22 protein-coding genes are annotated in these 26900 nt (G+C 53.5%); 7 read left to right on the top strand and 15 right to left on the bottom strand.

Annotation, left to right across the window (positions count from 1 at the left end; all coding sequences use genetic code 11):
* Positions 1–134: 134 nt before the first annotated feature.
* The 4 genes from Pla22_RS11400 to Pla22_RS11385 form a co-directional block, all read right to left on the bottom strand.
* Positions 135–1301 (bottom strand): bifunctional DNA primase/polymerase, encoded by a 1167-nt coding sequence (locus Pla22_RS11400; protein WP_146514723.1) that lies wholly within the window; start codon positions 1299–1301, stop codon positions 135–137.
* A 252-nt stretch (positions 1302–1553) separates the two neighbouring features.
* A complete protein-coding gene (locus Pla22_RS11395) occupies positions 1554–2045 on the bottom strand; it encodes a hypothetical protein (protein ID WP_146514722.1) in 492 nt (163 codons plus the stop codon).
* Complete coding sequence (locus Pla22_RS25945) at positions 2042–2233, bottom strand: helix-turn-helix domain-containing protein (RefSeq protein ID WP_390620264.1); 192 nt, start codon at positions 2231–2233, stop codon at positions 2042–2044. Before Pla22_RS25945 ends, Pla22_RS11395 begins: the two co-directional genes overlap by 4 nt.
* A 202-nt stretch (positions 2234–2435) precedes the next feature.
* Positions 2436–3089, bottom strand: a complete 654-nt coding sequence (locus Pla22_RS11385) for a hypothetical protein (protein WP_146514720.1) — start codon at positions 3087–3089, stop codon at positions 2436–2438.
* Between the two features lie 1752 nt (positions 3090–4841).
* Here Pla22_RS11385 and Pla22_RS11380 point away from each other — a divergent pair.
* Positions 4842–5090 carry a hypothetical protein gene (locus Pla22_RS11380; RefSeq protein ID WP_146514719.1) on the top strand — a complete coding sequence of 83 codons (249 nt, stop codon included), beginning with the start codon at positions 4842–4844 and terminating at the stop codon, positions 5088–5090.
* A 133-nt stretch (positions 5091–5223) separates the two neighbouring features.
* Here the strand turns inward: Pla22_RS11380 and Pla22_RS11375 are convergent, their stop codons facing one another.
* The 4 genes from Pla22_RS11375 to Pla22_RS11360 form a co-directional block, all read right to left on the bottom strand.
* A complete protein-coding gene (locus tag Pla22_RS11375) occupies positions 5224–5904 on the bottom strand; it encodes a peroxiredoxin-like family protein (protein WP_242631946.1) in 681 nt (226 codons plus the stop codon).
* A gap of 545 nt (positions 5905–6449) precedes the next feature.
* Entirely contained in the window at positions 6450–7838 is a 1389-nt protein-coding gene (locus Pla22_RS11370; RefSeq protein ID WP_146514717.1) for an MFS transporter, read from the bottom strand.
* Positions 7839–8122: 284 nt separating this feature from the next.
* The gene (locus Pla22_RS11365) at positions 8123–8884 is read right to left on the bottom strand and encodes a metallophosphoesterase (RefSeq protein ID WP_242631945.1); all 762 of its coding nucleotides are present in this window, start codon (positions 8882–8884) and stop codon (positions 8123–8125) included.
* A 26-nt stretch (positions 8885–8910) separates the two neighbouring features.
* Positions 8911–9540, bottom strand: a complete 630-nt coding sequence (locus tag Pla22_RS11360; protein ID WP_146514716.1) for a lipase family protein — start codon at positions 9538–9540, stop codon at positions 8911–8913.
* Between the two features lie 308 nt (positions 9541–9848).
* Here Pla22_RS11360 and cls point away from each other — a divergent pair, with 308 nt between their 5' ends.
* Positions 9849–11327, top strand: coding sequence for a cardiolipin synthase (cls, locus tag Pla22_RS11355; RefSeq protein ID WP_146514715.1), 1479 nt, complete (start codon positions 9849–9851; stop codon positions 11325–11327).
* Positions 11328–11505: 178 nt separating this feature from the next.
* Here the strand turns inward: cls and Pla22_RS11350 are convergent, their stop codons facing one another.
* Positions 11506–12963 (bottom strand): sulfatase-like hydrolase/transferase, encoded by a 1458-nt coding sequence (locus Pla22_RS11350; protein WP_242631944.1) that lies wholly within the window; start codon positions 12961–12963, stop codon positions 11506–11508.
* Between the two features lie 102 nt (positions 12964–13065).
* A complete protein-coding gene (locus Pla22_RS11345) occupies positions 13066–15135 on the bottom strand; it encodes a vWA domain-containing protein (protein WP_146514713.1) in 2070 nt (689 codons plus the stop codon).
* 335 nt (positions 15136–15470) lie between these two features.
* On the opposite strand from Pla22_RS11345, the gene Pla22_RS11340 reads away from it, so the two are divergent.
* The 3 genes from Pla22_RS11340 to Pla22_RS11330 all read left to right on the top strand — a co-directional run bounded on the left by Pla22_RS11340 (position 15471) and on the right by Pla22_RS11330 (position 18413).
* Positions 15471–16130, top strand: coding sequence for a metallophosphoesterase family protein (locus Pla22_RS11340; RefSeq protein ID WP_390620263.1), 660 nt, complete (start codon positions 15471–15473; stop codon positions 16128–16130).
* Positions 16131–16398: 268 nt separating this feature from the next.
* Positions 16399–17946, top strand: coding sequence for a BBP7 family outer membrane beta-barrel protein (locus Pla22_RS11335; RefSeq protein ID WP_165440606.1), 1548 nt, complete (start codon positions 16399–16401; stop codon positions 17944–17946).
* Between the two features lie 71 nt (positions 17947–18017).
* Positions 18018–18413 (top strand): PaaI family thioesterase, encoded by a 396-nt coding sequence (locus Pla22_RS11330; protein ID WP_146514710.1) that lies wholly within the window; start codon positions 18018–18020, stop codon positions 18411–18413.
* Between the two features lie 117 nt (positions 18414–18530).
* Here the strand turns inward: Pla22_RS11330 and Pla22_RS11325 are convergent, their stop codons facing one another.
* The 4 genes from Pla22_RS11325 to Pla22_RS25210 all read right to left on the bottom strand — a co-directional run bounded on the left by Pla22_RS11325 (position 18531) and on the right by Pla22_RS25210 (position 21790).
* Positions 18531–19562, bottom strand: a complete 1032-nt coding sequence (locus tag Pla22_RS11325) for a GGDEF domain-containing response regulator (protein WP_146514709.1) — start codon at positions 19560–19562, stop codon at positions 18531–18533.
* A 176-nt stretch (positions 19563–19738) separates the two neighbouring features.
* On the bottom strand, positions 19739–20449 hold the full coding sequence (locus Pla22_RS11320; protein ID WP_146514708.1) for a class I SAM-dependent methyltransferase: 711 nt from the start codon (positions 20447–20449) through the stop codon (positions 19739–19741).
* Between the two features lie 9 nt (positions 20450–20458).
* The gene (locus Pla22_RS11315; RefSeq protein ID WP_146514707.1) at positions 20459–20788 is read right to left on the bottom strand and encodes a hypothetical protein; all 330 of its coding nucleotides are present in this window, start codon (positions 20786–20788) and stop codon (positions 20459–20461) included.
* A gap of 105 nt (positions 20789–20893) precedes the next feature.
* Positions 20894–21790 (bottom strand): hypothetical protein, encoded by an 897-nt coding sequence (locus Pla22_RS25210; protein ID WP_165440605.1) that lies wholly within the window; start codon positions 21788–21790, stop codon positions 20894–20896.
* Between the two features lie 397 nt (positions 21791–22187).
* Here Pla22_RS25210 and Pla22_RS11300 point away from each other — a divergent pair, with 397 nt between their 5' ends.
* Entirely contained in the window at positions 22188–22721 is a 534-nt protein-coding gene (locus tag Pla22_RS11300; RefSeq protein ID WP_146514704.1) for a hypothetical protein, read from the top strand.
* A gap of 238 nt (positions 22722–22959) precedes the next feature.
* Positions 22960–25224 carry an AMP-binding protein gene (locus Pla22_RS11295; RefSeq protein WP_146514703.1) on the top strand — a complete coding sequence of 755 codons (2265 nt, stop codon included), beginning with the start codon at positions 22960–22962 and terminating at the stop codon, positions 25222–25224.
* Between the two features lie 192 nt (positions 25225–25416).
* Here Pla22_RS11295 and Pla22_RS11290 read toward each other — a convergent pair whose 3' ends face one another.
* The gene (locus Pla22_RS11290; RefSeq protein WP_146514702.1) at positions 25417–26856 is read right to left on the bottom strand and encodes a Gfo/Idh/MocA family protein; all 1440 of its coding nucleotides are present in this window, start codon (positions 26854–26856) and stop codon (positions 25417–25419) included.
* Positions 26857–26900: the final 44 nt, after the last annotated feature.

Below are 26900 nucleotides of genomic sequence, written 5' to 3'. Positions count from 1 at the left end.
GTTTCACCTTTTCACGTTCACCATTGAAATAGAATTGCGACGGCAGATCAGTGGTGATGCCGACTTTTCAGAGCGGGTAATTAAGCCGTTCCTAGCCGTCGCTTCGACATCATACCGTGATTCATCGACCGAGATCAAAGGTCATTCGCGACATATCGAAATCGCGTTGCTTTTCGTTGCGTAAAGTTTCCTGTTTCAACTTTGTGAATCCGCTCCAGTCGCACGAACAAATCAAGCCAACGCCAGCACTGCATCGGCTTAACGCCAATCAGTTCACCAGCGACGTGTGCCGATAGATAGAAAGGATCCTCGCCGTTGGCGCGTTGCAGAGTTCGGCATAGTGAAGCAAGAACCTTGCATTTAGGATCGAATTTCGTCGACGATATCCAAGGCGGGCAGCCATCCCGAATTGCTTGATTGAAGTGTTCTTCCATAGTCGCACCGTACGGTGTCTGTGCGTTCTCAATCGCTCTTAGGAAGTCGTCGAGCGACGTGGCGTAGTCCTTCGTGCCTAGTCTTGATTCCGACAAATCGTACCAGTGATCGAAGATGGCAATCAGATCGTCCGTTAGCATTGGTTCGCTGGAAATCCCCTTGATCCTTCGTGCAAGGTCAAACAAGCACCGATTTCGTTGACCGGATGTTGTTGGCACCGATGCACCAATAGCGTCGGAAACTTGCGAGCGAAAAACGCTCACTTCGCCTACGACATCGGTTGGCTTCTGTTGGCTTAGTTTGCTCTGTTGGCTACGTTGACTCTGTTGGCTCTGTAACACCTCACCATAGGAGAGCTTTCCTTCAAGGTGTACCAGGTCAAGGTCGCTCAATTCGACCAATGGTAGCTTTGCGAATGGTTGGACAATCCATTCGTAGACTGCACCACTTGGATGCACACTTGGTGGTGCGATGACATACGCACCGTTCCCTCTCAGTTCCCCATCACCAACGCCGTTGACTCTCACTCTTGGGCATGGAGACATCCGAGCGTAGCAGTGGTGTCCATTCGCTGTGCGAGCCGTAGGAAGCGTTTTTGCTAAGTCGCGATGATTCGCCGACCATTGCTCGTATTGGCCCTTAGAATCGAAATCCCGCACGATTAAGTCGTCGGAAACATCACCGCAGACAATTGCGATATTTCGGTCAGCACCGTCGAACCATCTCGCAAGTTTATCTCTGTTGGTACGTGTCGATTGATACGGCTTCCAGGATCGAACCGCTGGTCGCTTCGTTGCGACTTTGCATGGAAAGACTGACCATCCGAGTGCAAGGTAGTTTTCGGCGTGTTGTCGTGTTGTGTGCATTTGCCTTGGAACCAAAGATGCAAGAAAACGGCAGCCCGAATCGAGTGATTCGGGCTGCACCAAAGACGATCAGCAGATCAGGCAGGGATTCTGCACTGATGCTTTGCTAGTCGGTCAAGAAAACCACGAACGTCGAAACGAGTCGCTCGTCGCTCTGGATGCACTTCGATTCCCTGGCTGGTCGTACGGACGCAACCCGCATTCTGCAAGTCTAAGCTGGTGTCGTCGTCGAGCTTCTCAGGGTGTAGAATGTTACTTAGCAGTCTCATGATTTTGATTCCCATCAGGTTTTGAGTTTGTTGAAATTGGCGACTCAGCGATTGCCCTCGCTGGGTCGTTTTTTATTGAAAGAGCAAGGCGTAGTCGGCTTGCTCTGGCTTCGGCGGCTTTTCGGTCCAAGAGTTCCCACACACCAGTCCAGCCACCCTTACGTGACTTGCGACTACTGTGCTTCGTGGTCACGAAACGTATCAAACCGTCGTGTTGTAAATTTCGAATCGCAGGACCGATCTTTTTGGACAGCGACGCGGACTCGTACGTTGCGTGCGAGTCCCTAACAATCGAATCCATTGATACGGTTCCGTCGCTCAGCAAGCATTCCAGGAACGCTAGTTTCGCGACACGAATCCGGTCGTCGTCGCTGTGAACCAAGACAGCTACGCCAACAAAGAAATCAAACTCGGATCCGATACCGTCGAATAGAAAACCCTGCTTTGCTTCGGATTGGTTTTCGTTGGCATTCATGTCCGCCCCCGCTTACTTGCGTTGCGAACATTTGGACAGCCATCGGCTAACCAGCGGTCGAAATCCGAGCGAAGGATTCTGACCAGCGACCCAAGTCGAATCGGCCTCGGTAGTCTTTGACCGTCGATCATTCTGCGAACATGGCGAGACGAACAACCGAGTTCGGCAGCGACATCATCAACTGACATCATTGCTCGTTTGTGGCCATCGCGAACAGTGTCCACGATCGCCTCTGATGCTTTGGGCATCATTGAGTTTGTCATTGGTTTAACTCCATCCAACAACGGGTAATGAAGACCAGCGAAGTTGCTGGCGTTCAGTCGTCGTTAGATGCTGTCTTGCAATGTCACTCAATCGCCGTTTTGGCGAGAATGAGGCAAGTGAGGCAGACTAGTGAGGGAGTGAGGGAGATAGTGAGTCAGGCAGCGAGTCTAATGGATAGATCAGATGCTTCCCGGTCGCATCGCACTGGTAGTAAGCCTTACCTTTATTCAATCGCCAAACAACAAAACCCCTTTCTTTCGAGTTCACCGGGACGTGGTAGCCGAATGTCCCATCTGCGATTTCATCACCGAACCCATCAGGCTTGCGTGCCTCGGAACGCTTATTTGCCAGGGTGCCTTCGGACGTTCCTTTCACAGACTTGGCTTGATTCCAAAACGGCGCGTCGGCTTTCAGTTCAGGGACAATCTTTTCGAGCTTTTGCACGACAGATAGACCACAGCCCTCCGCATCGGCGGTCATCTTTTCAAATGTCGCGTTCTTGGCCTCCGATGCTTGGGGTTGTAGTGCAGTTGTCGAACTGAGCGGCGACGTTCCAACGTGGGTTCTCGTCTCCATATTTGAATGTGTTATCGCTTCCTCTCCGTGCCGCATAACACCAACCAAACCAGACTGCGAAACTGAAATCAAATCAACAATTTTTTGCAGCGCCAACGCGGATGTTTCCTTTGCAAGTTGCCGTCGCATCCGTTCAGATTTCACTACGTCTAACTGCCTTTCCGTTTCCGACTCGGTGGGGTTATCAGCTTCTTCATCGAGCAAACTTGCCAAGTCCAAGATTTTCTTTTTGTCGAAATCCATCGTTGTGATTTTCGCTGTCTTGCAAAAAACGGCCCGATAGCGGATTAACGACTCAGAAGAAAATCGGTCCCCGTTTGATTCAAACTCTATTTTGATTCGATCGACTCCCGGCCAAGTCAAAAGGTCCCCAAGCAATTTGCTCGCTATACGATCTTCTCGCATCGCTGCAAGCATGTAGTAATCGCGATGGCCGCTTCTATCGTTCGCTGGGAATGACTCTGATTTTTCTTGGCTCTCAATTGCTGCTTTTTTCGATGATTCAATACAACGCATTCCCAAAAGCAAATCGGCGAAAGTTCGATCTTCCGGCGGGACATCATGGCAATGGTGAGCGACTTGATCTATGAAGTCTTGGCGCATTCTCAATCCTTTCAATCAATAGGCCGATTCGACCGGCCGTGACGGAAAGGGCGTCAGCGACCGGTGGAATCGTGCGGCCGTAGCGAACGGCGTACCTTTGGAAGTCATCGCGGATCAGGCGACGACGAAAACAGCGGGCGATCAGACCCGCATTGGTGTCATTGTTGGGCAAGAAACGCGACGAAGCAACCTTGCGGGGTCCTTCCGGGGTCTTGGTTCCGATCCTCTGCGATGCCCGAGCCCCGCTCTCATAGAGAGAGTTCGTTCGGCGATGCCGACTTCCCTTGCCATTGCTGAAAACACAGCGAATCGTTGGTATCTCCCAATATAGGAAAGGGAAGCCAGTTTTCATTTTTTGCAACCAGACACAGTTCGCGGTGCCCCTACCCGCTCCCAGCCTTTACCTGGAAAGGACCCGCAAAATCACTTTGCTGCACGCACAACAAACATCAGGAGCAATCGGTCGTAAGCAATTCATCCCGCAGAAAATACCCGCCCCCCGTACTCGCAATCAATTGGTGGTGGGGGTGGTCCTGGTTCATGCGTCGTTCGTGCGAAAGTTACGAAGTAGGAATAGCGGTGCCCGCCAAGCAGTCGCGTCGAAGTACCTTTGTGCCGGGGGTGCCAAGCACGATCACGCACCGGCCCCCTCCCCGCTTGCATCACTGCGTCGGACTGTGTCTACCAGTAGTTGCGACTCAGCAATACCGCGACCGGAGCGATACCTGTACGGGACCCGAAAGCCGTATTGCCCCCCGCATCTCTGCATCGTTCCAGTTTATCAACGGGCGCGATTGTCCCTCGGTTAGTCGTGCGATGCACTCAGACAGCCGCCGTTCATTCTCAATCAACCGCCTTGGCTTGTTTTTGCAAAGCATCTAGCAACCGTCCAACAGCGTCGGCCCCTAGCGTTTCGGCGATCGTATCGACCAGTACCGAAGCGCCCGACCTTTGACCCGATTCGGCAATCAGGTGCAACCAGTGGTGCAACCATTCGGCGTCGTTGCTTTTGACTTCGCAATTTACGCTGTTCTCGCAAGGTGCAGAGACGTTGACATCGTGGAGGTCACAGATTCGAGTTCTGTATCGTCCATCATCGAAAACCCCGTAAAACCCAGCGTTTTGCGGGGTTTTTTCGTGGAACGCGGCGGCATCCGGGTCGTTATCACATTGATATAAGAGTGAACGGCAACCTACGCGTCATCGCTGGTGAACCGGGCCAGACGCAGCCAATATCGTAAGGACAAAGACACTTCGTCTTTTATATGCAGTGATAGCTACGATTTCATTGGTCCCAAGGTTTCATGGGTCGCATGATCTTGGGCATGCGTGAAAACGAACCCACAAAGCACAGTGACAAGACGAAGAGACACCGTTCGCAGGCAAGGAAACGCCACGCGTAACCTCTCATGTGACTCTTCCCTCGCCGAAGGCGTCATGGTGGAGTTCGCCTCCCCATGCGTTCGGATGGCGATCGACAAGATTGCCGGTGTTTCGCTTTCCCGAAAAGCAGCTAGCACAAAGGCGGTCGACACGAAGGCAATCAACCATTCGCTACCGTTGGCAAGCGTTCTTGGTATCGGCGACCATGAACTACCTTAGTTTTCATCAAATCGAGATCCCAAAGGACGGCAAAGGCGGACTCGAGCTATCGACTCGCAAACTCCTCAATTCCATCTGTGTGAACCGTTGCGGCGAGCCTTTGGCTTGTCACTTGATCTCGCTAAGCGGCGAACTATTTGGCTGCGGCTTTGACAGCTTCGATGACTTCGCTGGGCTCTGCTCGCTTCTTGTAATCAGCGTCCAAGAATGCGTAAGTGATCTTCCCCGACGAATTGATGACGTAGGTCGCAGAGAGTGGAAGCTCGAGTGCGCTGTTGCCGTTGTACTCTGGCAAACGAGCTTGATACATCGGAGCAATCACTTCGGGCAGTTCAAAAACGATTCCGTACTTCTTCGCTAGGGCTAAATCCTGATCGTGCAAGGCCACGATTGAAATGCCGCTTGCCTCGGCCGTCTCCTTGGCTTTCTCTGGCAACTCTGGAGTCAACACAACCAATCTCGCTCCCGCATTTTCGATCTTGTCGAGCGATTGCTGCATCGCTCGAAGCTGAATGTTGCAGTACGGACACCAACCGCCGCGATACCACATCAACACCACGGGGCCTTCTTTCCATAACTCACTCAGCGTAACGGAATCACCTTTCCATCCAGCCAATGTTCCATCCACCGCATCGTCCCCGACTTGCTTTGCTGAGTCTTCAATTCCGCTCGCTCGCACGTCGTCGATGCCTTTGGTGAAGGCCGCGAGTCGGTCGGCCGGTGCTTTCTTGGCAAACCCAGCGGCCTTTTCAGCCAACTGCTGCGAAAGTGTTGCGGGGGCCGAGTTGTCTTGCGCCATCGTGGAAATCGCCATGAGAGAAATGAGCAGGGAAGTGCAGGTCAGCGTCTTGAGCATTGAAGAACTCGATTCTTTAGTCGTGAAGATGTGATCGAAAATTGAGGGTCAACATGCTTCTTTTGCGCGTCCTCATGCGTTGTCGACCGTCCACCTATCCTATGCTCCGTCCAGCGAAACGGCGATGCTGACGGGGAATATCCGATATAGGGCGAAGAAGCACGACCTTAATGCCTGCTTCTGAGAGGCACCCCATTGGCTACCCGCAGATATTCATTGATTTGCTGTGGACCAAGGGTCTTTGTGAGACAAAAGGCGGTGGGAGCAAAACGGGGCAAGGCGGTGAGAGCAAAACGGGGTAACGAGCGGTAGTTGTGATCGACCTTGTTTTCCCAAATCTGCTGAGGGTGCGATCCGTCCATTTTGAGATCATTCACCGTTGTTGACAACGACGGTCGGACTTTCTCATGCCGGCCTTGATGCTGGCCCTAATTTCAGTCGTTCATGCCAACCGTTGACAGCAGACTTATCAAAGGCAGACCCCAGAGTGATGACTCTGTCAGTCAGCCATCTATTTCTTTGCCAGGGACTATCAAGTCTTTGTCGGGGACTATCAAGCTTGGCTCTGGGTTCAAAACTTTACTCGGGTTAATAGCGAACCAGGATGCGACCGCGAGGATCCCCATGGTGACGAGAAACAACTTGATCGCCGGATCGAAACTACCGTATCGATCAAGCGACATGCCCATCAAAAGAGGACCGCAACCGCTGCCAGCCACCGTGGCGCACCAAGCGCTGCCACGGATTGACCCTAAGGATTGGCGACCGTAGTAGCGAACCCAGACCACGGATCCGACAGCCAAGAGCAATCCTTGGCCACCACCAAAAAAAACGGCGAAGGCTTGCAAGGTCGTTTCGCTTCGCCCCACCAACAACGAACTAATTCCAAGACATAGCATCGCAGTGCCTAAGCCGAGCATGCGGTTCAGTCGCACGAAGTCCGCCAGCACTCCACCGCCAAGCTGTCCAGCCAGCATGCACAGGCCAAACGTTTTGAATAGGTTGCTGGGAACGTCGACCTCGAAGCCCCGCTGCTGACAAATGATATAGAGATAGAACACGACTCCGGTTCCTATCAATGCCCAGGCAAGATTCGTAACTGCCAGAATCCAAAAGGCGGGCGTCCGAATCGCTTGAGCGAATGTCATCGACGGCTCGGTTTCGATTGCAATTGCGATTGCGTCGGGTTCGGTTCGAGTCGGCTGTTGAGAACCCGCCAAAGGTGTTTTGTCGTTTTGAGTTGGAGTGCGATGGGTATGCCCTCCGTCGACACTCTGCCCGATTTCTTCCGGTCGATTGCGGAAAAAGATGAGCACTAGCGGCAGGGTGGTTGCGGCAACTAGCACGGCGATCACTTGATACGTGTCACGCCAGCCAATGGCGTCAATGGAATTGCGAATCATGCCAGGAACCCAGGCGAACGCGAAGGCAGTTCCGATGCTCATCAGTGCGGATACCCGCCCTATTCGATTTCGAAACCACATCGAAATTGCGTTTCCGCCAAGCAGGCTGAGCGATCCCTGACCTAGCAGACGTAGCAAGAAAAAAACAAGCAACAAGTTCCACCAACCTGTTGCGAATGATGCCAGCCAACATGTCAACGACACTCCCAAGACGGCCAAGGTCGACAACCCCTTCAATCCGAAACGATCTGACAAAGGCCCAACGATGGTCAAAGGAATGGCCGCTAAGAACGTCCCCAACATGTAGGCGAACGTAAGGTGGCTGTCGCTCATCGCAAACGCTTGGCGAAAGGATGGCGTGAAAGCACTAAAAGCAAACGTTTGGCCGGGACTGGTCGTGATCTGCAACATCATCGCAAGCGGAATCATCAAGTAGCCGTAGAAGAACGGCAACTTTGCAGCCAGTGTGTCCGAAGCTCGATGGAGCATTAAGTTTCGCTTGCAGGATGGGCGTAAAAGCAGGTGTTGTAACGCCAATCGCGATAATCACAATCACAGTCAAACCAATTGCCGTGGTCAACGTTCGCATTCGCATGGGTCACGATTGCGTGCATCAGCGATATCGCGTGTCACGGTGAGCGTGTCAGCGATGCGTGTGTCAGCGATTGCGAGTGTTAGCGATCACATAGGTGCCTGCTCGAACACAGACACGAACACAGACATGGACTCGACTGCATGCTCGTCCCACACATGCACGTCGCGCGAGAGAATCGTCAAATCACGAGTTCGACAGGCTTGAATTTGACGTGCTTGATGGCCGCGCCTCCGTTGTGAAATTCAAAGCCGGCATTGTGGTATCGTTCAATCTGGCGGTGAGTGTGACCAAAGACGACACGTTCAATCGGTTCGAGTAAGGCTGAGTCTTGCCGGTTGATCCATCTTGCGAGTCTCAGGCAGGTCCTTCGCCGGCGGTGCGCACTCATTGCGACGGCTTGATGCAACCTCGCCGAGACTGCTGCGTCATAAAACTTGCTAGCGTGAGGATGAGCGACGGGTTTGCCCTGCCACGTTCGGCGGTAGTTCGCAAACGCGATATCGGTACCGCCCCCCTCGATCACATCACCGTGTAAGAAAACTGTGTCGCGGACCACTAGCGCATCGAGCCCACAAAGAAACCGATTTCGATCATGTCCCCACTCACGCAATCGCTCCGCAAAGCCCCCATGAGCGTCGTGATTTCCTGTTAGGAAAACAAACTGCTTGGTAGGGTACGCTTCGTAAAATCGGCTCAACCATTCCAGTGCCGCTTCGATCGAATCGTCTTCATGTCCAACCTGGCTCCATCGAAAGTCGAAAAGGTCGCCGCCCCAAACGCAGACATCGCTTCGATCAATGACTTGTTCGATCAAAGACTCATGCTGTGTGGCCGTCGATCGACTGCTAAAACAATGCAAATCCGAAACAAAGCAAAACCGCGTTGAAGAATTAGCTTCATTCGGCCAGCGCATGATCATGGGAGCGTGTTGGTGCAACATGTCATTATTATAAGACCGCAATGGCACTAATTTTCCGTCGGGAAAAACAAAAAGTTTTTGGCAAGACGAAGCACTCTTGGTTGCCAGGCAATGGAAAGGTGGGTTGCCCAAACTTTTTCGACACGAACATTGGGAACTTGATCAAGCGGCATCTGCCGTAGGCTCTCGTCGAAATGAGACCAGATCACGAGACGCCTCACTCGTTGATCGCAATTGAGATTCGCACAGGCCAGTTCGCGATCCATGATGACTTTGATTTCGGGAATGAGTTTCCATGTCAGTGCATAAGCAAGCCAAGACAAGAACCCCGATCGCATTACGGGGGCGAGCGAAACCATTGAACGGACGCGATGATGACTGGACTTCGCAATCGCCGCGCGAGCGACCCAATCGCCAAAGCTATGCGTGACAAGACCAATGGAACCAAGTTCGTCGGGATCGCCGGCGATCGCATCAGCGAGCCGACTAACGCTTTTTTCGAAGGAACGAAAAGCAATTCGATCGTGCCAGCGCTCGATCGTTTCCGCATGCGTCTGCATCGAAATCTGCAGCGGCAGCAGGGCAATGCTAGGTTCGAACAATCCGGGAATTAAGATCACCGACCGCGGGATGTATGTCACCGACGAGTCACGCTGCGGTTCCGTCTGTACGTCCATGGAGAGGTTCACTGAGTCAGCTCGGATGATAGTCCCTTTGCCTCGACGAACACGACATACTCGCGGGCTTGCATACTGGATACTTAAATACTGGGTGCTTTAATGCTGGGTGCTTTAATGCTGGGTGCTTAAGTATTGCGGGGCGAAATACCAGGGCCCCACCTAATATCGTCCGCCACATACGATGGTACGCCACCGATCAATTCCAATCGTATCATGTCGGTCGAACCGACTTCAAACTTAGTGCATTCTTAATTCCCGAGAAGATGGGATCAACGAGCGGCCCGAGTTTTGCTTATCCTTGAACTATGGATTTCTACTGGCAAATACTCGACCTTCGATGGACAGCGCTTATTATCACGGCGAGCCTGTTGTTGGTTCACCTTACCGCTTTCGTATCTGCATTTCATGCTTTGCAGAACGTTCGCACCTCACAAGCTGCCGTGGCCTGGGTCGTCGGGTTGGTAACGGTACCCTATCTAACCCTTCCGCTGTACTGGGTTTTTGCTCGCCATCGTTTTTCGGGTTATCGGGAAGCGATTCGTGAAGTCGGCAACCAGCACGAACAGTCGGTCACCTCGATTCGCCGCGAATTGTTTACGGGTTCCTGCCAACGCACCACTTCGCTCGAAACACCGCTGCAACAGGTGGCCGATGTCTTGGACACTCCCATTAGCAGCAACAACCAGTTTCGATTGTTGATTGACGGGCAAGCCTTTCTTGATGCAGTCATTGACCAAATCAAATCGGCATCGAGATACGTTTATGCCGAGTTCTACATCATTCGTGACGACGAAACGGGTCGCCGTTTTGCAGACGCGCTGGTGGAGCGTGCTCGTGCCGGCGTTACGGTTCGATTGCTCTACGACGAAGTTGGTTGCTTACGTTTGTCCAATCGCTTTATCGAACACTTAACCGAAGCTGGTGTCGACGTCCACGCGTTCAACACCCGGCAAGGATGGGCGAATCGCTTTCAAATTAATTTCCGCAATCATCGAAAGTTTGTCCTTGCGGACGGCGAACGGGCGATCGTGGGCGGCTTGAACATTGGCGATGAATACTTGGGCAAAACAACCCTGGCATCCAGTTGGCGTGACACCAGCATGGAAGTTGTAGGTCCTGCGGCAAGAAAGATTCAAGCTGTTTTCGCGGGCGATTATTTCTGGGCGGCCAGACGCAGTCTACCTGAGGCCCAATGGGCAGAGGTGGTCAATCACGCGGAGCATCGAGACCAGACCGATGGATTGACCGCTGTTTGTTCAACAGGCCCAGCGGATTCGCGACCACGAGCGACCATGATGTTTACGGCGGCGATTGTTGCCGCCAAAACGCGTGTCTGGATTAGTACACCGTACTTAGTTCCCGACGATGCCTTGCTTGTTGCCTTATCCATGGCAAGAACTCGTGGCGTTGATGTTCGAGTGCTAATACCAGCGGTCGCTGATCACTGGGGCGCCTACTTGGCTAGCTTCCACTATGAACACGAACTGGCTGAACTCGGGGTTCCGGTGTTTCGCTACAAGGACGGCGTGCTTCATCAAAAGTGCGTGTTAGTTGACGATTCACTCGCATTGATTGGTTCGACCAATTTAGACAACCGTTCGCTTTACCTGAACTTCGAAATGATGTTGGCCGTTGACGATCGTGAATTTGTGAACCAAGTGGAGACAATGTTCCAAAAAGACTTGGCTGCATCGGAAGAAAGCAACGGAACCGGTAAACCGGCTCGCCCTTGGGTCGGGCGGGCGGGCACCGCGGTTGCCCGGCTGTTCAGTCCTGTTCTGTAATCACTCATAGCAAGCAGTCGTAGCAATCACTCATAGCAATCACTCATAGCAATCACTCATAGCAATCACTCATAGCAATCACTCATAGCAATCACTCATAGCAATCACTCATAGCAATCACTCGTAGCAATCACTCGTATCGCTTTGAGTGAAAACGAAGCGAGAACACAACCATTCGCTACTTGTCACCCGACCAGACATGAGAATCGCTTAAAAGTTGCTGGTAGGCGTTTTCAAGTTCACTTGTCAACGATTCAGTAGGAACGTCAGAACGTCCGGCGACGTCGATGGTTTCACTGACATCAGAATCAAGATCATAGATTTCGATGTCCGTCAGGGTGGCTGCTTGTACCAAGTCGACGTTTTTAGAGGTCACGTTTTGAAGCTTGGCTAACTTTCCATTGTCAAGCTTGGCCAGCACCTTCCACTTGCCGCTTCGCATCGCAACGCGTGCCTCGTTGGTAGCGTTGTAATAAGCCCACACCAACGGCCGATCTCGTTCGACGGTAACTTGGTTTGATGGCGAACCCGTCAACACGGGCTCGATATTGATTCCGTCGAGACGTCCTTGCGATGGCGAAGGGCAATCGGCGAGCTGGCAAAACGTGGGCAAGAAATCAAGGCTACTGATGGGCGTTGCGACCGTTTGATTCGCGGAGATCTTCGCAGGCCAATTAGCAATACCGACCACTCGGAAACCGGCTTCGGTCGTGTGCAGCTTCATGCCTCGCAACTTACCAGGACGGCCATACGATCGATTGGCCGACGCGTAGCGATTATGCGTTTCGGGTCCATTGTCAGAAGTAAAGATGACGAGCGTGTTGTCCCGCACGTTCATCCTTTCGAGCCCGTCAATCAAGCGACCAACGGCATCATCAACATTCGCAACGTTGGCGAAGTACTGTGCTTCATCTTCGTCTCGGGCAACATCGCGGTACTTCGATACAAGCGTTTCGGGAGACGCCACCGGTTCATGAGGTTCGTGAAAGGGAACATACAAGAAGAACGGAGCATCACGGTCAGCCGATTGCAGCCACGTGAGCGCCTCATCGATCAAAAATTGACAAGAAAACCGCTCGACTCGGCCGATCGCTTGGCCGTTGCGAACGAAATTGCGAGGATTCTCGTGGCTCGGGGCTGCATTGTTCTGAGTGGCTAGCCAATGGTCGAAACCAAAGTCGCCCGGTTGCGGTTGAACATCGCTGTTGAAGTGCGAATTGCAGTGCCACTTTCCAGCCATGCAGGTTTGATAGCCCGCATTGTTAAGCAGAGATGGAATCGTGGTCTCACTCGCACGCATGTGGACCATCGATCGCCCAACACTTCCTCGCTGACCAACTTCGGGGATCCAATCGTAAACGCCAGCGCGATTCGGGCTGCGACCGGTCAGCAATCCAACTCGCGATGGCGAACAAACCGGTGCCGCGGAATACATGTCGGTGAAACGAATTCCGTTGGATGCAAGTCGATCGAGATGAGGCGTTTGGATATGAGGGTGCCCATAGCAACCCAAATCCCCGTAACCAAGATCATCACAAAGTAAAACAACGATATTGGGACGCTTGAAAGCATCTGCCAATGCCGGACCAACCACCGCGATGGCGAGCAAGCAGCCAAAAACAAAGCGAATATTCAATCGTAGGCTCCGAGTGTTTCGGCAAGCTCGTTCCATCAAGACTCGCGCTAGCCGATCGGTTGATGAGAACGCAAAGAAACTCAATGCGTTGGTACGACTCGACTACAGTCGCAGGACAGCATCCTTAGGACGTTTCTTCAGCATCTTGGCTTTGTCGTCCTTAGGGGGTCGAGGAGGATTGTTGTTGCCATTGCCGGGGTTTGGCTTCGGCGGATTCAAATCGGTGTAAGTTTCGGTCCACTTCCAACCGATCGGCACCTTTAGCTCTTCGCTAGCCAGCAATGCCCATGGCGTTCCGGCATGATCGTCGACCACTCCCTGCAGCAACTTCTTCGCCATTGCCGCTTCGTTTTGCCAACGACTGCCAACGGTGATGTCCTCGCTTGGTTCCAGAACCCACGTATTGTTCTTGGGATCCTTGAATGCTTTGCTTTTCGCTTCGGCAAGAATAGCGTTATAGGTTTCCGTACGAACCTTTTGAGCCAAGACGCGGCCCATCGCTAAGTCGTAACCGGCACGCCAACGAAGGCTGGTTTCGTCCTCTCGGTGCTTGAACCCACGCATCAACGTTTCGCTAATCACCCTCAGGTCGTACTCGAGTTTGGCAGGTTCCTTTTGTGCTTCGGATAAATCGCCGACAAGCTGCGCATCTTCACGACGAACAAAACGCATTCGCGGGCGACTGAGGCCCGTAACAGGTTTCATCTCCGCTGCGGTCTTCAACGCCATGCGAAGCGGACTGGCTTTGATTTGATTCTCGTAATCCCGCTGGGTCAAATAATCGGGTCGATACTTTTGCATCACCGTAGGATCAAAGAAGTATTCGAGTTCCGAGGCAAACGCGTCCAGTTCGCCCCGCCGAACTTTGCGGCTGACGTTTCGGTTGGGGTGGACCGTAAAATAGATTCCACCGGTTTCATAACACAAGCGTGTCAGCGCGTACGGTCCAAAACCACTGTCGATGACGGGTTCCTGCTGGAAGTCACCCGTGAAGCCAACTTGGACATGTTCAGGGTAAAACGTTTCCGGCCCTTGATCGACTTGGGCGAATTGAGGAGTTTGATCGTAAGTTGGATCGGGATCGACATACTTGACCAGGGTGTGTTGGCGACCAAAGGGAGCAGGAACCCCAATGACATAGACCGGTATTCCAAGATTGCGACATGACTTAATCGAAGTTTCGAGCAAGTATTCATCGTCACCCTTTTCATCTGTGACCACGATGAACATGACTTTGCGAAGCGGACCACGATTGCCGCGTGGCTTGGCGAGACTCTTGTATTGATTGGCGGCGCTAGCGATCGCCGTGAATACTTTTTCTTCCCCCGATGTATCGACGGTAAACTCTTCATCGATGATCGACTTGATTTCATCAAGGTCGCTAATCGGCTCTGGGGTGAATAGCTTGACTTCTTGTCCGAATCCCATGATCGAGGTCAACAACGGCGACTCTTTATCTTCGTTATTGGCAAAGCTCTTTGATCCACTCGCCTCGGCGATTCCTAGTTCGCTGTAGATTCGATCAAAGCGATTGCGGATGTCACGACGTTGACGTTCGAGCGATCCACTCAAATCGAACATCCACACGACAAGCGTGGGACTCTCTTCCATTTCTTTAAGAACCTCAAACGTGATTCGATCAACCGCGCCGACGGCACCGGCCGCACCTTGGCCAACTTTTCCTTTTTGATCTTCGAGTTTGTCGAGCGGCGCAACAGCTTGATCGAACATCTTGTTGACCATGATGTCACCCAAGTCGTCGGGTTCGAGATCAAGCGGCATGGGGATCTCTGAAACCTCGGCAAACATCTCAGCGGATGCTTCAGCCATGCCAGCGTCTTCCAGACTCGCAGCCCCCACCTGCACCTGCGGGATGTCGCTATAGGTGATATCGTCAATCGTCTCGATTTCTTCCTGTTCGTATTCAGGAGTCTTCGACACGATCACGACTGCTTCATCTTCAAGCCGGATGGCTAGCGGGACCATTGCAAGCGACAGGATGATGATCAAGTGAACCAGCATGCTGCCGATCAGAGCGACATTCTCAGCGTTCTCAAAAAAACCCATCGGTTCCAATTCGTCGGGCATCCACGAATCGACCGGTTCAGCCGAGTCGAGAGACTCAGGTGATGGGCGCGACGTCGTATCTGGCTTTGGATCAGAATCGGTCATGAGCGAACCAAAAGGAATGAAGTGAGCGGATCACCGACGGTGGGTCACCAAAAGTGAATCACCGTGGGCAAATCGGGTGGCAAACCAATCTCGCTGCCGTTCCGCAATGCAGTAAGCCTAGATCAGTGTGCCAGGTGCCATATAGACAGTTTCGTCGACTCAGGCCAAACTTTCAACATTAACCCGTCATCGGATGAACGATGTTCTGGCAATAGCTGTACTCGATTACTGTGAGCCGTCGGGTAATTTATCTTTGGTTTTGGTCGCAATGGACGATGTCTCGTCGTTGGACTGCCATCCTCAGGCCCCCCCTATTCCACGGTGGAGACGAAACATTGACGGAGCGTTTGATCGCAATCGGAGACATCCACGGATGCCGAAATGCCTTGAAGACGCTCCTAGAGGCGGTGGATCCCGGTCCTCAGGACATCGTGGTGACGTTGGGAGATTACGTCGATCGTGGGCCTGATTCAGCCGGCGTGATCGACGAACTGATCGCGTTGGGCAAACGCACGCGGTTAGTCAGCCTGATGGGAAACCACGAGGAAATGATGTTGGAAGTGGTCCGGCATGGCGAGCCGCACCACAATTGGTTGCGTTACGGCGGGGTCGAAACGCTGGAAAGCTACAACTTTGACGGTGGCCTCGATTTCCTATCTCCCGAGCACGATCGGTTTTTCGATTCGCTGGGTGACTATTTTGTGACCGACGATTATTTCTTCACTCACGCAGCTTACGATCCGGGCTTGCCTTTAGAAGAACAGAGCACCGAAATGCTGCGGTGGTATTCGCTGACCGAAGGCGTGCCTCCCCAACACATCAGCGGTAAGACAGCCGTCGTGGGTCACACGGCCAACCGCCACGGCGAGATACTCGATGTCGGACACCTGCTTTGCATCGATACCTATTGTTACGGCGGCGGATGGCTGACCGCTGTCGATCTAAAGACGCGAAAGTATTGGCAGGCATCCGACGACGGAGTCCTGCGTTCGTAGGAAATCGTCGCGTAGCGTTTCGGTCGATTTGGCTTACCATCGCTTGGCAAAATATCGAATCGCGACGACGCGAAGCTAGTTTGCAACGCAACCTTTGAACACGTGCTGTGTTTCACGACGGCGATCCTTCGCGTCACTTCTTTCGCAACCCGCAAAGGTTGCCAAATTTATTCAACCCGAACATCCCGCAAGGTCGATACCTGTTTCGGGGGACGATGCGCGAGTTGTCGCATCGCGGTGGTTACTCGGGAAGATGAAAGCATCTCCGATGAAACGGAATACGAAAATGTGCCGCAATGGTTGGGGCAAAAACGCGTCACGGATGAACATGTTGCTTGCGATTGCAATTGCAGGCGTGGCCACGGCGTCAACCGTTCACGCGCAAGTGCGCACGAAACGTCCAGACCGCGGCACGTACCGGTCCCCGGAAATGGAAACGTTGCCGCTCGACACGGTCGAGTTGGAACCTCCGACTCCGATGCAAGACACTGAAAACGCTTCCACGAACTTGCGGCGTGTTGCGCATGAGAACGTCCAACTGCGTTCGCTGTCGAGCATGACGCCATTGGTTGACGATGCTAATGACGATGCCATTGCCGATAGTGATCAAGACCGTCACGGCGTTCCCGTGTCGTACGAATCGTATGAAGTGATTCAGGACGACGGCCAAATTATCTATGACGAAGGCTACGCTCACTACGGCGGTGAGTACTGCGACGACGCAGGTTGTGATTCGATGGGAGGAGCCTGCGGTTGGGCTAACTCGAAGATTCGATTGTCACGTTGCGATTGGTTTGGCAGTCTTGAACTGCTAACGATGTTCCGAAACGGCGATCGCTTGCCTGAGTTAGTGACCACTGGTCCAGCCGAAGCCACCGCTGACGCTCAAGTGCTTGCTGGCGGCGAAACGCTGCTCAAAGACATCACTGTCGGCGGCCGCTTGACGTTGGGCACATGGCTTGACGATTCCCAATGTCGAAGCCTCGTCTTTCGTGGGTGGGGTGCAGCAGAAGAGTCCTACCACTTCAGCCGCGATCAAACTCAAACGTCGATTCTCGGTCGCCCCTTCTTTGACGTGACTGATGGTGAAACACCCGGCGACAATGTTCAAATCATCGCCTCCCCAGGCCGAGCGAACGGATCAATCAACGTCGATGCTACCAGCAACGTCTTCGGCGGCGACGTCTCAGTACGTCAATATCTGTACGGTGCCTATGGCGGCACGGTGGACGTTCTGTATGGCTACCAGTACATGCGGCTGAACGAAGACTTGCGAATCGGATCATCGACTGTATCCCTTGACGACGATTTCGCTCCAGTGGGAACGATCATTGCATCGAGAGATGCTTTTGAAGCTGAAAATGATTTCCACGGTGGCCAACTCGGCATCGCCACCAAGTACCGCGAAGGATGCTGGTCATTCAGCGGTTTGGCAAAAGCTGGATTCGGCTCGTTGCGACGCACGGCGACTCGAACGGGTGCGACGGTGACTAGCAACGGTGGAATATCAGCGACAAGTGATCAGGGACTGCTCGTTCGCAACACCAATTCAGGAAAGACCACTGACCACACGTTCGGTTGGGTTCCGGAACTCGACTTTACCATCGGGTACCAACGATTCCCCTCCTATGAACTCACGGTGGGCTACCACATCATCGCGATGACGGACGCCTTGCAGACCTCGGGAACCATCGACCCGAATTTAGCAACAAACTTGGCGGACAATCCGACCGGCACTCAAAGCCCTTCGCCTGATTTGCGATTCGATACGTTTTATGTGCAGGGCATTCACTTTGGAATACAGTACGTGTACTAGTTTCCTTCCCGCGTTCGCTTACGATTCCGCGGGCTGAGTCTTCCCTGCCCAAGATTTGAATCGAGTTACCGTTGAGCGAATCGTCGTTTGAATTTTCCGAAGCGCCAATTTCGCGTCTCGTTGGCTTTGACGTCGAACCGGGACCGCCAGGTGAAGCCACCGTTGGTATCCAGTGTGACCGGCGTCATCACAATCCGATGGCACGGGTCCACGGCGGGCTGATCGCCGCGTTGGCAGATGCAGCAATGGGCATCGCGTTTGGGCGTACGCTCGTGGATGACCAGGATTTCTCGACGATTGAAATGAAGATCAACTTCATCCGTCCGGTTCGTGAAGGTCGTATCCTAGCGAAAGCCAAAGTGGTCGAACGAGGTCTACGGATCGGCTTCGTCGACTGTGAGATCACCAATGATCGCGGCAAACGAATCGCAACGGCGACTTCGACCTGCACGGTGATTAGCAAGTGATGATCCGCAGGCAATCGTCAGCACGTGGCGAACGATAAGCGGCGATCATCGTTAAGCGCGCAACTACCCATCAGTGGAGTGTTCAACGATCCACCACGTTGAACGGCCGCTTCTAGATTAAGACACCTTCGGTGAGTCGGACTCTGTGAACAACTCGATGCGGTTGCGACCATTGCTTTTCGCCACTCGCAGCGCCTGGCTACAACGTGCGAAGGCAACAGCTCGACTTTCGTCACACGAAACACAGCTTAGTCCTGCGCTGGCGGTGATCTCCAGCCGCTGATTTCCGACCATGATTTGCTGCGACTGCAAACGGTTAAGAAATTCTTCGACAAAGTTTTGCGCTTCAACGATGTCATACTGCGGCATCAAGAGCGCGAATTCTTCGCCACCAAATCGGCAAGCCCAAGTATCACCGTGGATATGCCGCATCAACAGCGTAGCAACTTGGCAAAGAACCGCATCGCCGATGCAGTGCCCGAATTGCTCGTTCACGTTCTTAAAGTGGTCGATGTCAATCATGGCGACGCATAGCGGTGTCCCCAAATGCTTCGCGACTTTAGCGGCGCCAGAGAATTCGCAGTCTAGCGTTCGACGATTGGGCATTCCCGTCAATGAGTCGGTTTGGGCGGCGGCTTGGTAGCCGAGTGACATTTGTTGTCGAACGATGGCAAAACGAATCGTGCGGACAATACCCTGAGTCGATAAATTGCTTTTGGATATGAAATCTTGGGCTCCGCTTTGGACAGCGCGAAGCGCCAAGTCGTCGTCCTCGTGCCCCGTCAATACGATGATCGGCAAGCAGGAATCGAATGCGGTGAGTTGTTCAAATGAATCGGCGCCCATGGCATCGGGCAAATTTATATCGGCCAATGCAACGTCGTAATCGTTGACTTGCAGCTTGGTGATGGCTTCGTGCATGGACGCCACCCGATCAACCGTAAAGCTAATCAAGGTTTGTTTCCGGAGCGTCCGCAATAGAATGGCCGCGTCGAGCTCGTCATCTTCGATCAACAGCAATCGGATGGATGAAACCGCGCGAGGTTTGCTTGGTTCCAGAATCTCAGCGACGGGTGCGACCCTATTTACAGCGTCGGCCACCAACTGCTTAACATCGAAAACGTTTGTATCCAGTGGATGCAAATTCATCGGAAACCACTACTAGAAAAAGAAAGCACCAATCCAGCCCCTTGTGGCTTGGCATGATAAACATGGCTTTCAATCTGGCCGTGGGAGTTATTGATCTTGGTGAGACCCAGCTTTAGGCGTAATTTTGTGCACCATCCACGAAAGCTTGACGGTCATGCCGTTTGTAATGGTGATGACTATCGTGGCAGCCCTACGTAAGCGAGTTTGCCCCAACTCGTCTCGCGCTTTTCGCAACGGAAGTGGTCGTCCAAACTCTGCAACACTAGTCTTGGTTGACTGAGCCATTGCTCGTAGGTCTGACGCTCGCGGTCAATCATCGCTGCCAACGCATCACCCTTGGCATAGAACTTCCGCACAAGTGGATTCTGGACGATCGCATGAACCATTGTCAAAAAAGGGGTTTGCCAAGGTTCGATCGCATAAAACCTGCCGCTCGGTTTGAGAATCCGTCGGATGCCAGCAAGCGTTCGATCGAGGTCATCGGGCAGGCTCGGTAAGTGATGCAGCCCGCCTTGAACAATGACGGCGTCGTACGTGTTGTTTTCCAGTGGCAGGTCCATGCAATCGGCCAAGTGCAAGGTGGCTTGGCCGCGGTACTCTTCGAGCAACGTATCGGACAGATCGACGCCCTCGAGGTTACGGAACCCCATCTTGGCCAAAGCGGTCAAGCCAACCCCACGTCCGCAGAAGATTTCGACAATCCGCGCGTCGCGGTCTAATTGGTGAAAACCAAATCGCGTGAGCCGCTTGATGAACTTTGCGAGTTCTTCATCCGGCGTTTCAAATCGCTTGTAAGCGTCCTCCCATTCTGGATCGCAACACAGTTGCCCCGCAGCGACGTGTCGGATGATGGAGGGACGATCGGTTTGTTCTTGAATATCAGACATGTGCGACAATCAAACGATCTTTTCTTCGCCACCCACATCGAGATCTCGATTGACCGCGTCTAGCCAACCGAGTTGTTTGATGTCTTCGATCGTCGCCCAACGGCTCGTTTCGCCCCACAAGGGTTCGCCGCTTACGGGACTGACTGGATTCTCAAGGTCGGGATAAACGTGGACGGTGGACGTATCCGGTTCCAGCCATATCGCTTCGCACTCGTCGCAAATGACGAGCCCGTGAGGTGGCGTATTTGCAGGCGAGTTCTCACCGATGCCGTAGATCCGAAGGCCACACAAGCCTCCGCCGCAAATGGGACAGAAGTCAATCGAGTGTCGAGGGCTCAAGGTGGATTACTCCCAGAAAATCAGAAACGAACGAGATCAGTATCGAACAACAACAACAACAACAACAACAACGAGGCGAATGTTCCTCGGCCGTACCGGGGCTGGTTACATCGGGTAGGCCGTGATCACTCGGTCACCGTCGAGCACCAATCGAACCCGTCTGGCCATGGGATTTCGTTTTCGCTTGCCCACTTGCCCGCCCACAAATCCAACACGTCCTCCCATATCCACGGTGTAGATCGTGCGTCCCTGATCAACGCTCTTGGTTGTCCGCTGGCCAGTTTTGGCGCGTGCGTAGGCGCGGTCGATTGTCTTCAAAGCGCCTTCCATTTCCCCGTCAAATACACCGTGACTGCCTGGACGGTTGGGCTGGTCTCGGGTGTGGCGGGCGAGGTGATCTAGGCGATGCCCTTCTGCGCTGCCCGGTGTATAGAGTAGCCCTTCGGGCGAAAGAAACCGGTCGCGGGAAACCTCGCGAAGGAGACCGTACCGCAGGTCACCATTGGCGGCAGACGAATCGCCAGCGGATGCTTTCGCGGCAGGACTTTCGGTGGGTGCGGCGTCAGAAAGCGGTGTGCCACTCGTCGCCGTACCCGAAGTCGCCGTACCCGAAGTCGCCGTACCCGAAGTCGCCGTACCCGAAGTTGCCGTGCCCGAAGTTGCCGCACCCGAAGTTGCTGTGCCCGAATTCGACGAGTCGGTAGATGACGACGCCGTTTTCTGACGGGAAGCAACGTCGGTCGACGTTTTTGCATTGGTCGCCCTGGTGGGCTCTGGCTGTTTCGTCTTGTCAGCTAATCGAACATTGCCTGCCGCGTCCGTTTTCAGTGCGGGCAGGTTCCAGCCCATTCGCTCGTTCACCTTTGGCGCGGCAAACGAGTAAAGCCCCACCAATAAAACGACAGCGATTCCGCCTAGCTTTGACTTATTCCGATGAGACCACTGGGAAGGCGACTTTGTCTTTCCCGCTGAATCGGTGTCGTGAGATGACGACTCGGTCATAAAATTTCCCTCAGTAATCCTAGCTGGCAAATCTGGCCAATCAGATTGCCTGAACATTAGACTAGTCGATCATTGGGTGACCCTGCTACCGGTTCGGAGCCGCAAGCCAAGCGACTCAGTCCTGAACGCAGTCTTGATCTGGTTCCCAAAAACAAGATTTGGTGTCAGAGTTGAGACTTACCGATATGGCTTTGCCGGACCTGGGACAGTCAAAAGCCTGCCATTCGCGTGATTCCGCGTTTTCGCCTCGGTTGGGGCATAGAAAATGCAGGCGAGTCAATCAAACTACCAAACGTCGCCGCTGTCCTAGGCAATGTCCTACAGCGCTCAATGTACTCCCTGTTTGGGTACTCCCTGTTTGGCCTCACGACTTATTACGCACTGGAGCGTTTTTGCCATGCCTCGCTTTGTTTCGCCGATAACCTTGATTGCTGCCAGCCTAGTAACTTCGGCGTTATTACCCACCTCAGTGACCGCCCAGCAACCAGGTTGGTCGCCGGTGATTGTTGCAACCGGAGAATACCGCGACCAAATAAAGTCGATGCCAATCGAACAGCGGCCTTATCGACCGTTGCACTTTTATGGCAACACCGTCCGTCGAAACTATTATCGAGGCACAGACGCATCACAGCGCGTTCAGCGTCAGCAAGGAATGACGATCGTCAACCAATCGTTGCAAGGTGGCGTTGTGCTAGAGTCGGCCCCGGTTCAGTCGTATGGTTCAAGCGTTCGCTCCGTGCCTGCCACACCTTCGTACTCGGCCAACCGCGCCAGTGTCACCTACCCGAGCTTTCCGCAAAGCTCAGGTTACTCGCCCGCTCCACGAGTCATCTACCCAAGCGCCCAGCCGTTGACGACACCTGTCTATCCAATGTCGTCGACTCCGAACTACGTTCCGGTATCGCCGGCATCGCCAGCGATAGGTTGGTAAGAGAAAAACAGGCTGGCAGATGTTAAATCAGTCCGGATGGACTGATTCTGCAAGCCGTTTGCGCTTTTATTGCCGAGGAAGTATTTTTCAGTACGGCAGAGTGGCGTGGTCCATGCTTAAAATGTGCAATCCTGCGACCGTTTGGTTTTTCGCGTGTTTAGCATTTCCGCAAACACGCGACGACGATCCGAGTCGGTTGTTTGCCAGTATGCCTCTTTCGCACAGGCCATTGTGAAGCATGCCAGTTTCTGACCTTTCCCCCAACGCAACGCTGCCCGAGTGGATCGGCAATCGCGCGATGCGTCACGGAAATCGACTGGCTATCTCATTCGTCAGCGACAACGGAACCACCTCGAGTTGGACTTACACCGAACTCTGGTCGCGAGCTTGCCAAGTCGCCGAACAACTCAACCAACTACAAGCGGCTTCGACTTTTGACCCTCCTTCGACGCAAACCAATGGAGCTTATGGCGATGCCGACCTAGGTAGCGATAGCAGCGCCAAACTTGATCACGGATTCCAAGCACCGCGAGCGTTGCTGCTTTACTCACCCGGGATTGAATTCTTGGCTGCATTCTTGGGATGCCAGATTGCTGGTTGGATCCCGGTGCCAACGTGTTATCCCCGTCCCGGCCGTAAGGTTCCAAGGCTTGATTCAGCCGCGGAAGATTGCCGTCCGGCCGCATTGCTAGGTGACGCGACGGCAATAGAGGGTCTTGAGCATGACTTACTCTGTGACGCCGCGCGGAATATTCCTCACATCGCAACCGATGATTCGTCATCGGCGACGTCTAGCTCGCACGTGGACCCCGCGACGCTCGACATAGACCCGGACTCGCTTGCACTACTGCAGTACACCAGCGGAAGTACCAGCGAGCCCAAGGGAGTGATGGTTCGTCATCGAAATCTAGTAGCGAATCTTCACGCGATCGGTTATGGTTTTCGCATCCCGATGCAGCCAGATGATGCTGAACAGGTCGAGAAAGCGGTCTTCTGGTTACCATTCTTTCACGACATGGGATTGATTGGTGGGATCCTCGCACCGCTTTACTTGGGCTGCACCACAATCTTGATCAGCCCGCGTGCGTTTCTGCAGCGGCCTTTGCGTTGGTTGCAAATGATTAGCGACCATAAAGCTTCGATCAGCGGTGCTCCCAATTTTGCGTACCAGCTTTGCGTTGATCGAATTTCACCTGCCCAGGCAGACGACCTTGACCTTAGTTGTTGGAAGATCGCGTTCAGCGGAGCCGAACCAGTTTTGGCTCGCACGCTCCACGACTTCGACGCACGATTTTCGTCGTCCGGGTTCTCCGAGAATTCGTACTACCCTTGCTACGGTCTAGCCGAAGCAACGTTATTAGCCGCTGGCGGCGAGGGGCCTCATAAACCCCAAGTCATTAAGGTCGACCGCCAACGACTGGGCGAGGGCGATGCGGAAGTGATGTCGCAGGGTCGCGGTGCAAATGTTCGTGCCCTTGTTTCCTGCGGATTGCCCGCCCGCAACATGGAATTGCTGGTGGTAGATCCGGCAACACTTGAAGAAAAAGACTCGCGGCAAGTCGGCGAAATATGGCTTCGCGGTCCCAGCGTCACTGCAGGCTACTGGAACCGAAAAGCAGAGAACGAAGAACGCTTTCACGCCCAAACCGCCGACGGTCGCAGTGGCTTTTGTCGCACCGGAGACCTCGGATTCCTGCACGATGGCGAGCTGTTTGTGACCGGCCGACTCAAGGACATGGTCATCCTGCGCGGCCGTAACTTCTTTCCCAACGATATTGAAGACACGGTTTCCGAAACGATCGGAAGCGAAGGCGGGCAGTGCGTTGCGATTGCGGTGGACGGAGTTCGAAGTGAAGCTCTTGCGATCGTTGCAGAGCTACCTCGGCACCACAAAGAAATCTCGCTACCGGGACTCGTCCGTTCCATCCGTCGCGCCGTGATCGATGTCCATGAAGTTGATCCTCGGCACGTGCTACTTGTTCGCCAAGGAACCGTGCCATTGACCAGCAGCGGCAAGGTCAAACGCAGCCATTGCCGTCAAATGTTCGACGACAACTCAATCGAGTCGAAGTACCGATACGACTGCGCGTCGGGATCGACACAGGTGCCCTTGGACATGCCCGTCGTTCCTACTGGCAATGAACCGAAACAGCGTGAGCGATTCTTGCAAGATACGGAATCGTGGATGACTCAATGGCTGATCGCTCGCGCGGGAGTCGACCCGCGCGATATTGATTTCGACAAACTCTTCGCCGAGTATGGCCTGGATTCGATGACTGCCGTCGAGATGAGCGGCGAGATCGAAGATTGGTCCGGAGCCGAACTTACGCCGATTGATGCTTGGAACTATCCCACGGTGTCAAAACTAAGTGCATTCATCGTCGCGCAAGTAATGGGTGACGACATGGACTCAGTACCATCGCTACAGAACTTCAACAACGACGATGAATCAACGCTTGAAGCTGACGACGCACATGCGTTTGCTGATAAGCGTCAATCCTAAGACGTCGGACTCAATTCGAGACCGATACACTTCTGCTCTTCACCGCTGATAGAGCCAGGCACCCGCTTTTGGTTCGTCGCGAATCCTTGGCGAACATTCGGCCATAAAAAAAACGGCGAAGGAGCACGGAATGCTCTCTCGCCGTTTCGTAAGTTTATTGCTCGGTCTCAACCCGAGACATGGAAGCGATGCTTAGGCTACCGGTTGAGCGATTTCCCAACCTTCGCGTGCTTCTCGCATCACATGCTCATTGACTGAACTAACGTTGGTGCTCTTGAGTTCCTTCGCATCCCACTCGATGCGTTGGCCTTCACCTGCACGAAGCGCCAAGTTGCCAACTAAGATTGTTTCGGTCAAACGACCGGCGTAACCAAAGTTCGACATAGTGCCAGGCTCGTATTCGCCCTTAACCGTGCTGACAAATTCCCACTTTTGGTTTTGATCAACGTTGCCCTTGAATGGGATACGCGGCAAGGTCGGCTCGGGAACCTTGTAGTCGCGATAGTTATCGCGAGGCAACAACGCATAGCGTCCGCCGTAATCGTCACCCGAGTAAAAGACACCTTTGCTACCCATGACCATCGCGCCACTGGTGCCACGTTGTCCGGGTTTCTTCTTTTGTTCTTGGATCTTTGCCAATTCGCGTTTCGGCAATTGGTTGATGACTTCATCCGGTGGCAGGTTACCACCGTCGTACCAGAAGAAGTTACAAGCTGGCAGTCCGTCTCGTTCTGGGAACTCAAACTTAATCGCCGTATTCGCAGGGAACGTTTCCCCTTCAACGATTCCTGGGTTTGTGATCGCCGTTACAGCGATCGGATCCCAAAGTTGCAATGCCATCACGGGCAGATTGGTTGTATGACAGGCCATGTCGCCGAGAGCGCCAGTTCCGAAGTCAACCCAACCACGCCAATTGAACGTGTGGTATTCGCCGGCCTTGTAGGGACGCATAGGAGCAGGGCCGATCCAAGCATCCCAGTTCAAGCTTTCAGGAATCGGATCTGAACCGGCAGGCCGACCTTTTCCTTGTGGCCATACTGGACGATTCGACCAAATGTGAACTTCCTTCACTTCGCCGATGGCGCCGCTTTGAATGACTTCGACGCCTTCACGAAGGATGTCTTGGCTGGTGCCTTGATTGCCCATCTGAGTCACGACGCCGGTCTCGGCTGCAACCTCTCGCATCATACGAGCTTCGCCAATCGACCATGTCAGTGGCTTTTGGCAATACACGTGCTTGCCCATATGCATGGCTTTGACACAGGCCGCAGCATGCGTGTGGTCGGGAGTGCTGCACGTGATGATGTCTAGCTTGTCACCGAGCTGATCGAGCATCTCGCGGAAGTCAGTGAAATGCACAGCCTTCGGCAGTTCGCGACCTTTCTTGGTCAGTGTGTCCTTATCAACGTCGCAAATCGCAGCGACCTCAACACCTTGTTCGGCGATGTGAGTGGTGTCGCTGTCTCCCTTGCCACCGACGCCGATGCATCCTGCGGAAAGGCCGCTCATTGGTGTGTCTTGAGCATGCAGTCGGTGAGGCGCGGAACTAGCGTAGAACCCGGTACCGGCAATCGCAGTGAGGGCAGCAGATTGACCGAGAAATTTTCGACGGGTCGTCGTCTTATTGGCCATCAAGTTTCCTTAGATAGAAAGTGAGAGAATTTGGAGGGCGGAAT

It is taken from the genome of Rubripirellula amarantea (assembly GCF_007859865.1).
In the GTDB taxonomy this organism is placed as follows: domain Bacteria; phylum Planctomycetota; class Planctomycetia; order Pirellulales; family Pirellulaceae; genus Rubripirellula; species Rubripirellula amarantea.
The sequence above is the reverse complement of the archived record's forward strand: the minus strand, read 5'-3'. Positions and strand labels throughout refer to the sequence as shown.

Bases quoted from the DNA above. Each gene is read 5' to 3' on its own strand.
- Pla22_RS11300 (WP_146514704.1), top strand. From the start codon at position 22,188: ATGCCTCGCTTTGTTTCGCCGATAACCTTGATTGCTGCCAGCCTAGTA.
- Pla22_RS11320 (WP_146514708.1), bottom strand. From the start codon at position 20,449: ATGTCTGATATTCAAGAACAAACCGATCGTCCCTCCATCATCCGACAC.
- Pla22_RS11295 (WP_146514703.1), top strand. From the start codon at position 22,960: ATGCCAGTTTCTGACCTTTCCCCCAACGCAACGCTGCCCGAGTGGATC.
- cls (WP_146514715.1), top strand. From the start codon at position 9,849: ATGGATTTCTACTGGCAAATACTCGACCTTCGATGGACAGCGCTTATT.
- Pla22_RS11365 (WP_242631945.1), bottom strand. From the start codon at position 8,884: ATGTTGCACCAACACGCTCCCATGATCATGCGCTGGCCGAATGAAGCT.
- Pla22_RS11290 (WP_146514702.1), bottom strand. From the start codon at position 26,856: ATGGCCAATAAGACGACGACCCGTCGAAAATTTCTCGGTCAATCTGCT.
- Pla22_RS11345 (WP_146514713.1), bottom strand. From the start codon at position 15,135: ATGACCGATTCTGATCCAAAGCCAGATACGACGTCGCGCCCATCACCT.
- Pla22_RS11325 (WP_146514709.1), bottom strand. From the start codon at position 19,562: ATGAATTTGCATCCACTGGATACAAACGTTTTCGATGTTAAGCAGTTG.
- Pla22_RS11370 (WP_146514717.1), bottom strand. From the start codon at position 7,838: ATGCTCCATCGAGCTTCGGACACACTGGCTGCAAAGTTGCCGTTCTTC.
- Pla22_RS25945 (WP_390620264.1), bottom strand. From the start codon at position 2,233: ATGTCAGTTGATGATGTCGCTGCCGAACTCGGTTGTTCGTCTCGCCAT.
- Pla22_RS11395 (WP_146514722.1), bottom strand. From the start codon at position 2,045: ATGAATGCCAACGAAAACCAATCCGAAGCAAAGCAGGGTTTTCTATTC.
- Pla22_RS11375 (WP_242631946.1), bottom strand. From the start codon at position 5,904: ATGGCGATTTCCACGATGGCGCAAGACAACTCGGCCCCCGCAACACTT.
- Pla22_RS25210 (WP_165440605.1), bottom strand. From the start codon at position 21,790: ATGACCGAGTCGTCATCTCACGACACCGATTCAGCGGGAAAGACAAAG.
- Pla22_RS11360 (WP_146514716.1), bottom strand. From the start codon at position 9,540: ATGGACGTACAGACGGAACCGCAGCGTGACTCGTCGGTGACATACATC.
- Pla22_RS11400 (WP_146514723.1), bottom strand. From the start codon at position 1,301: ATGCACACAACACGACAACACGCCGAAAACTACCTTGCACTCGGATGG.
- Pla22_RS11335 (WP_165440606.1), top strand. From the start codon at position 16,399: ATGAAACGGAATACGAAAATGTGCCGCAATGGTTGGGGCAAAAACGCG.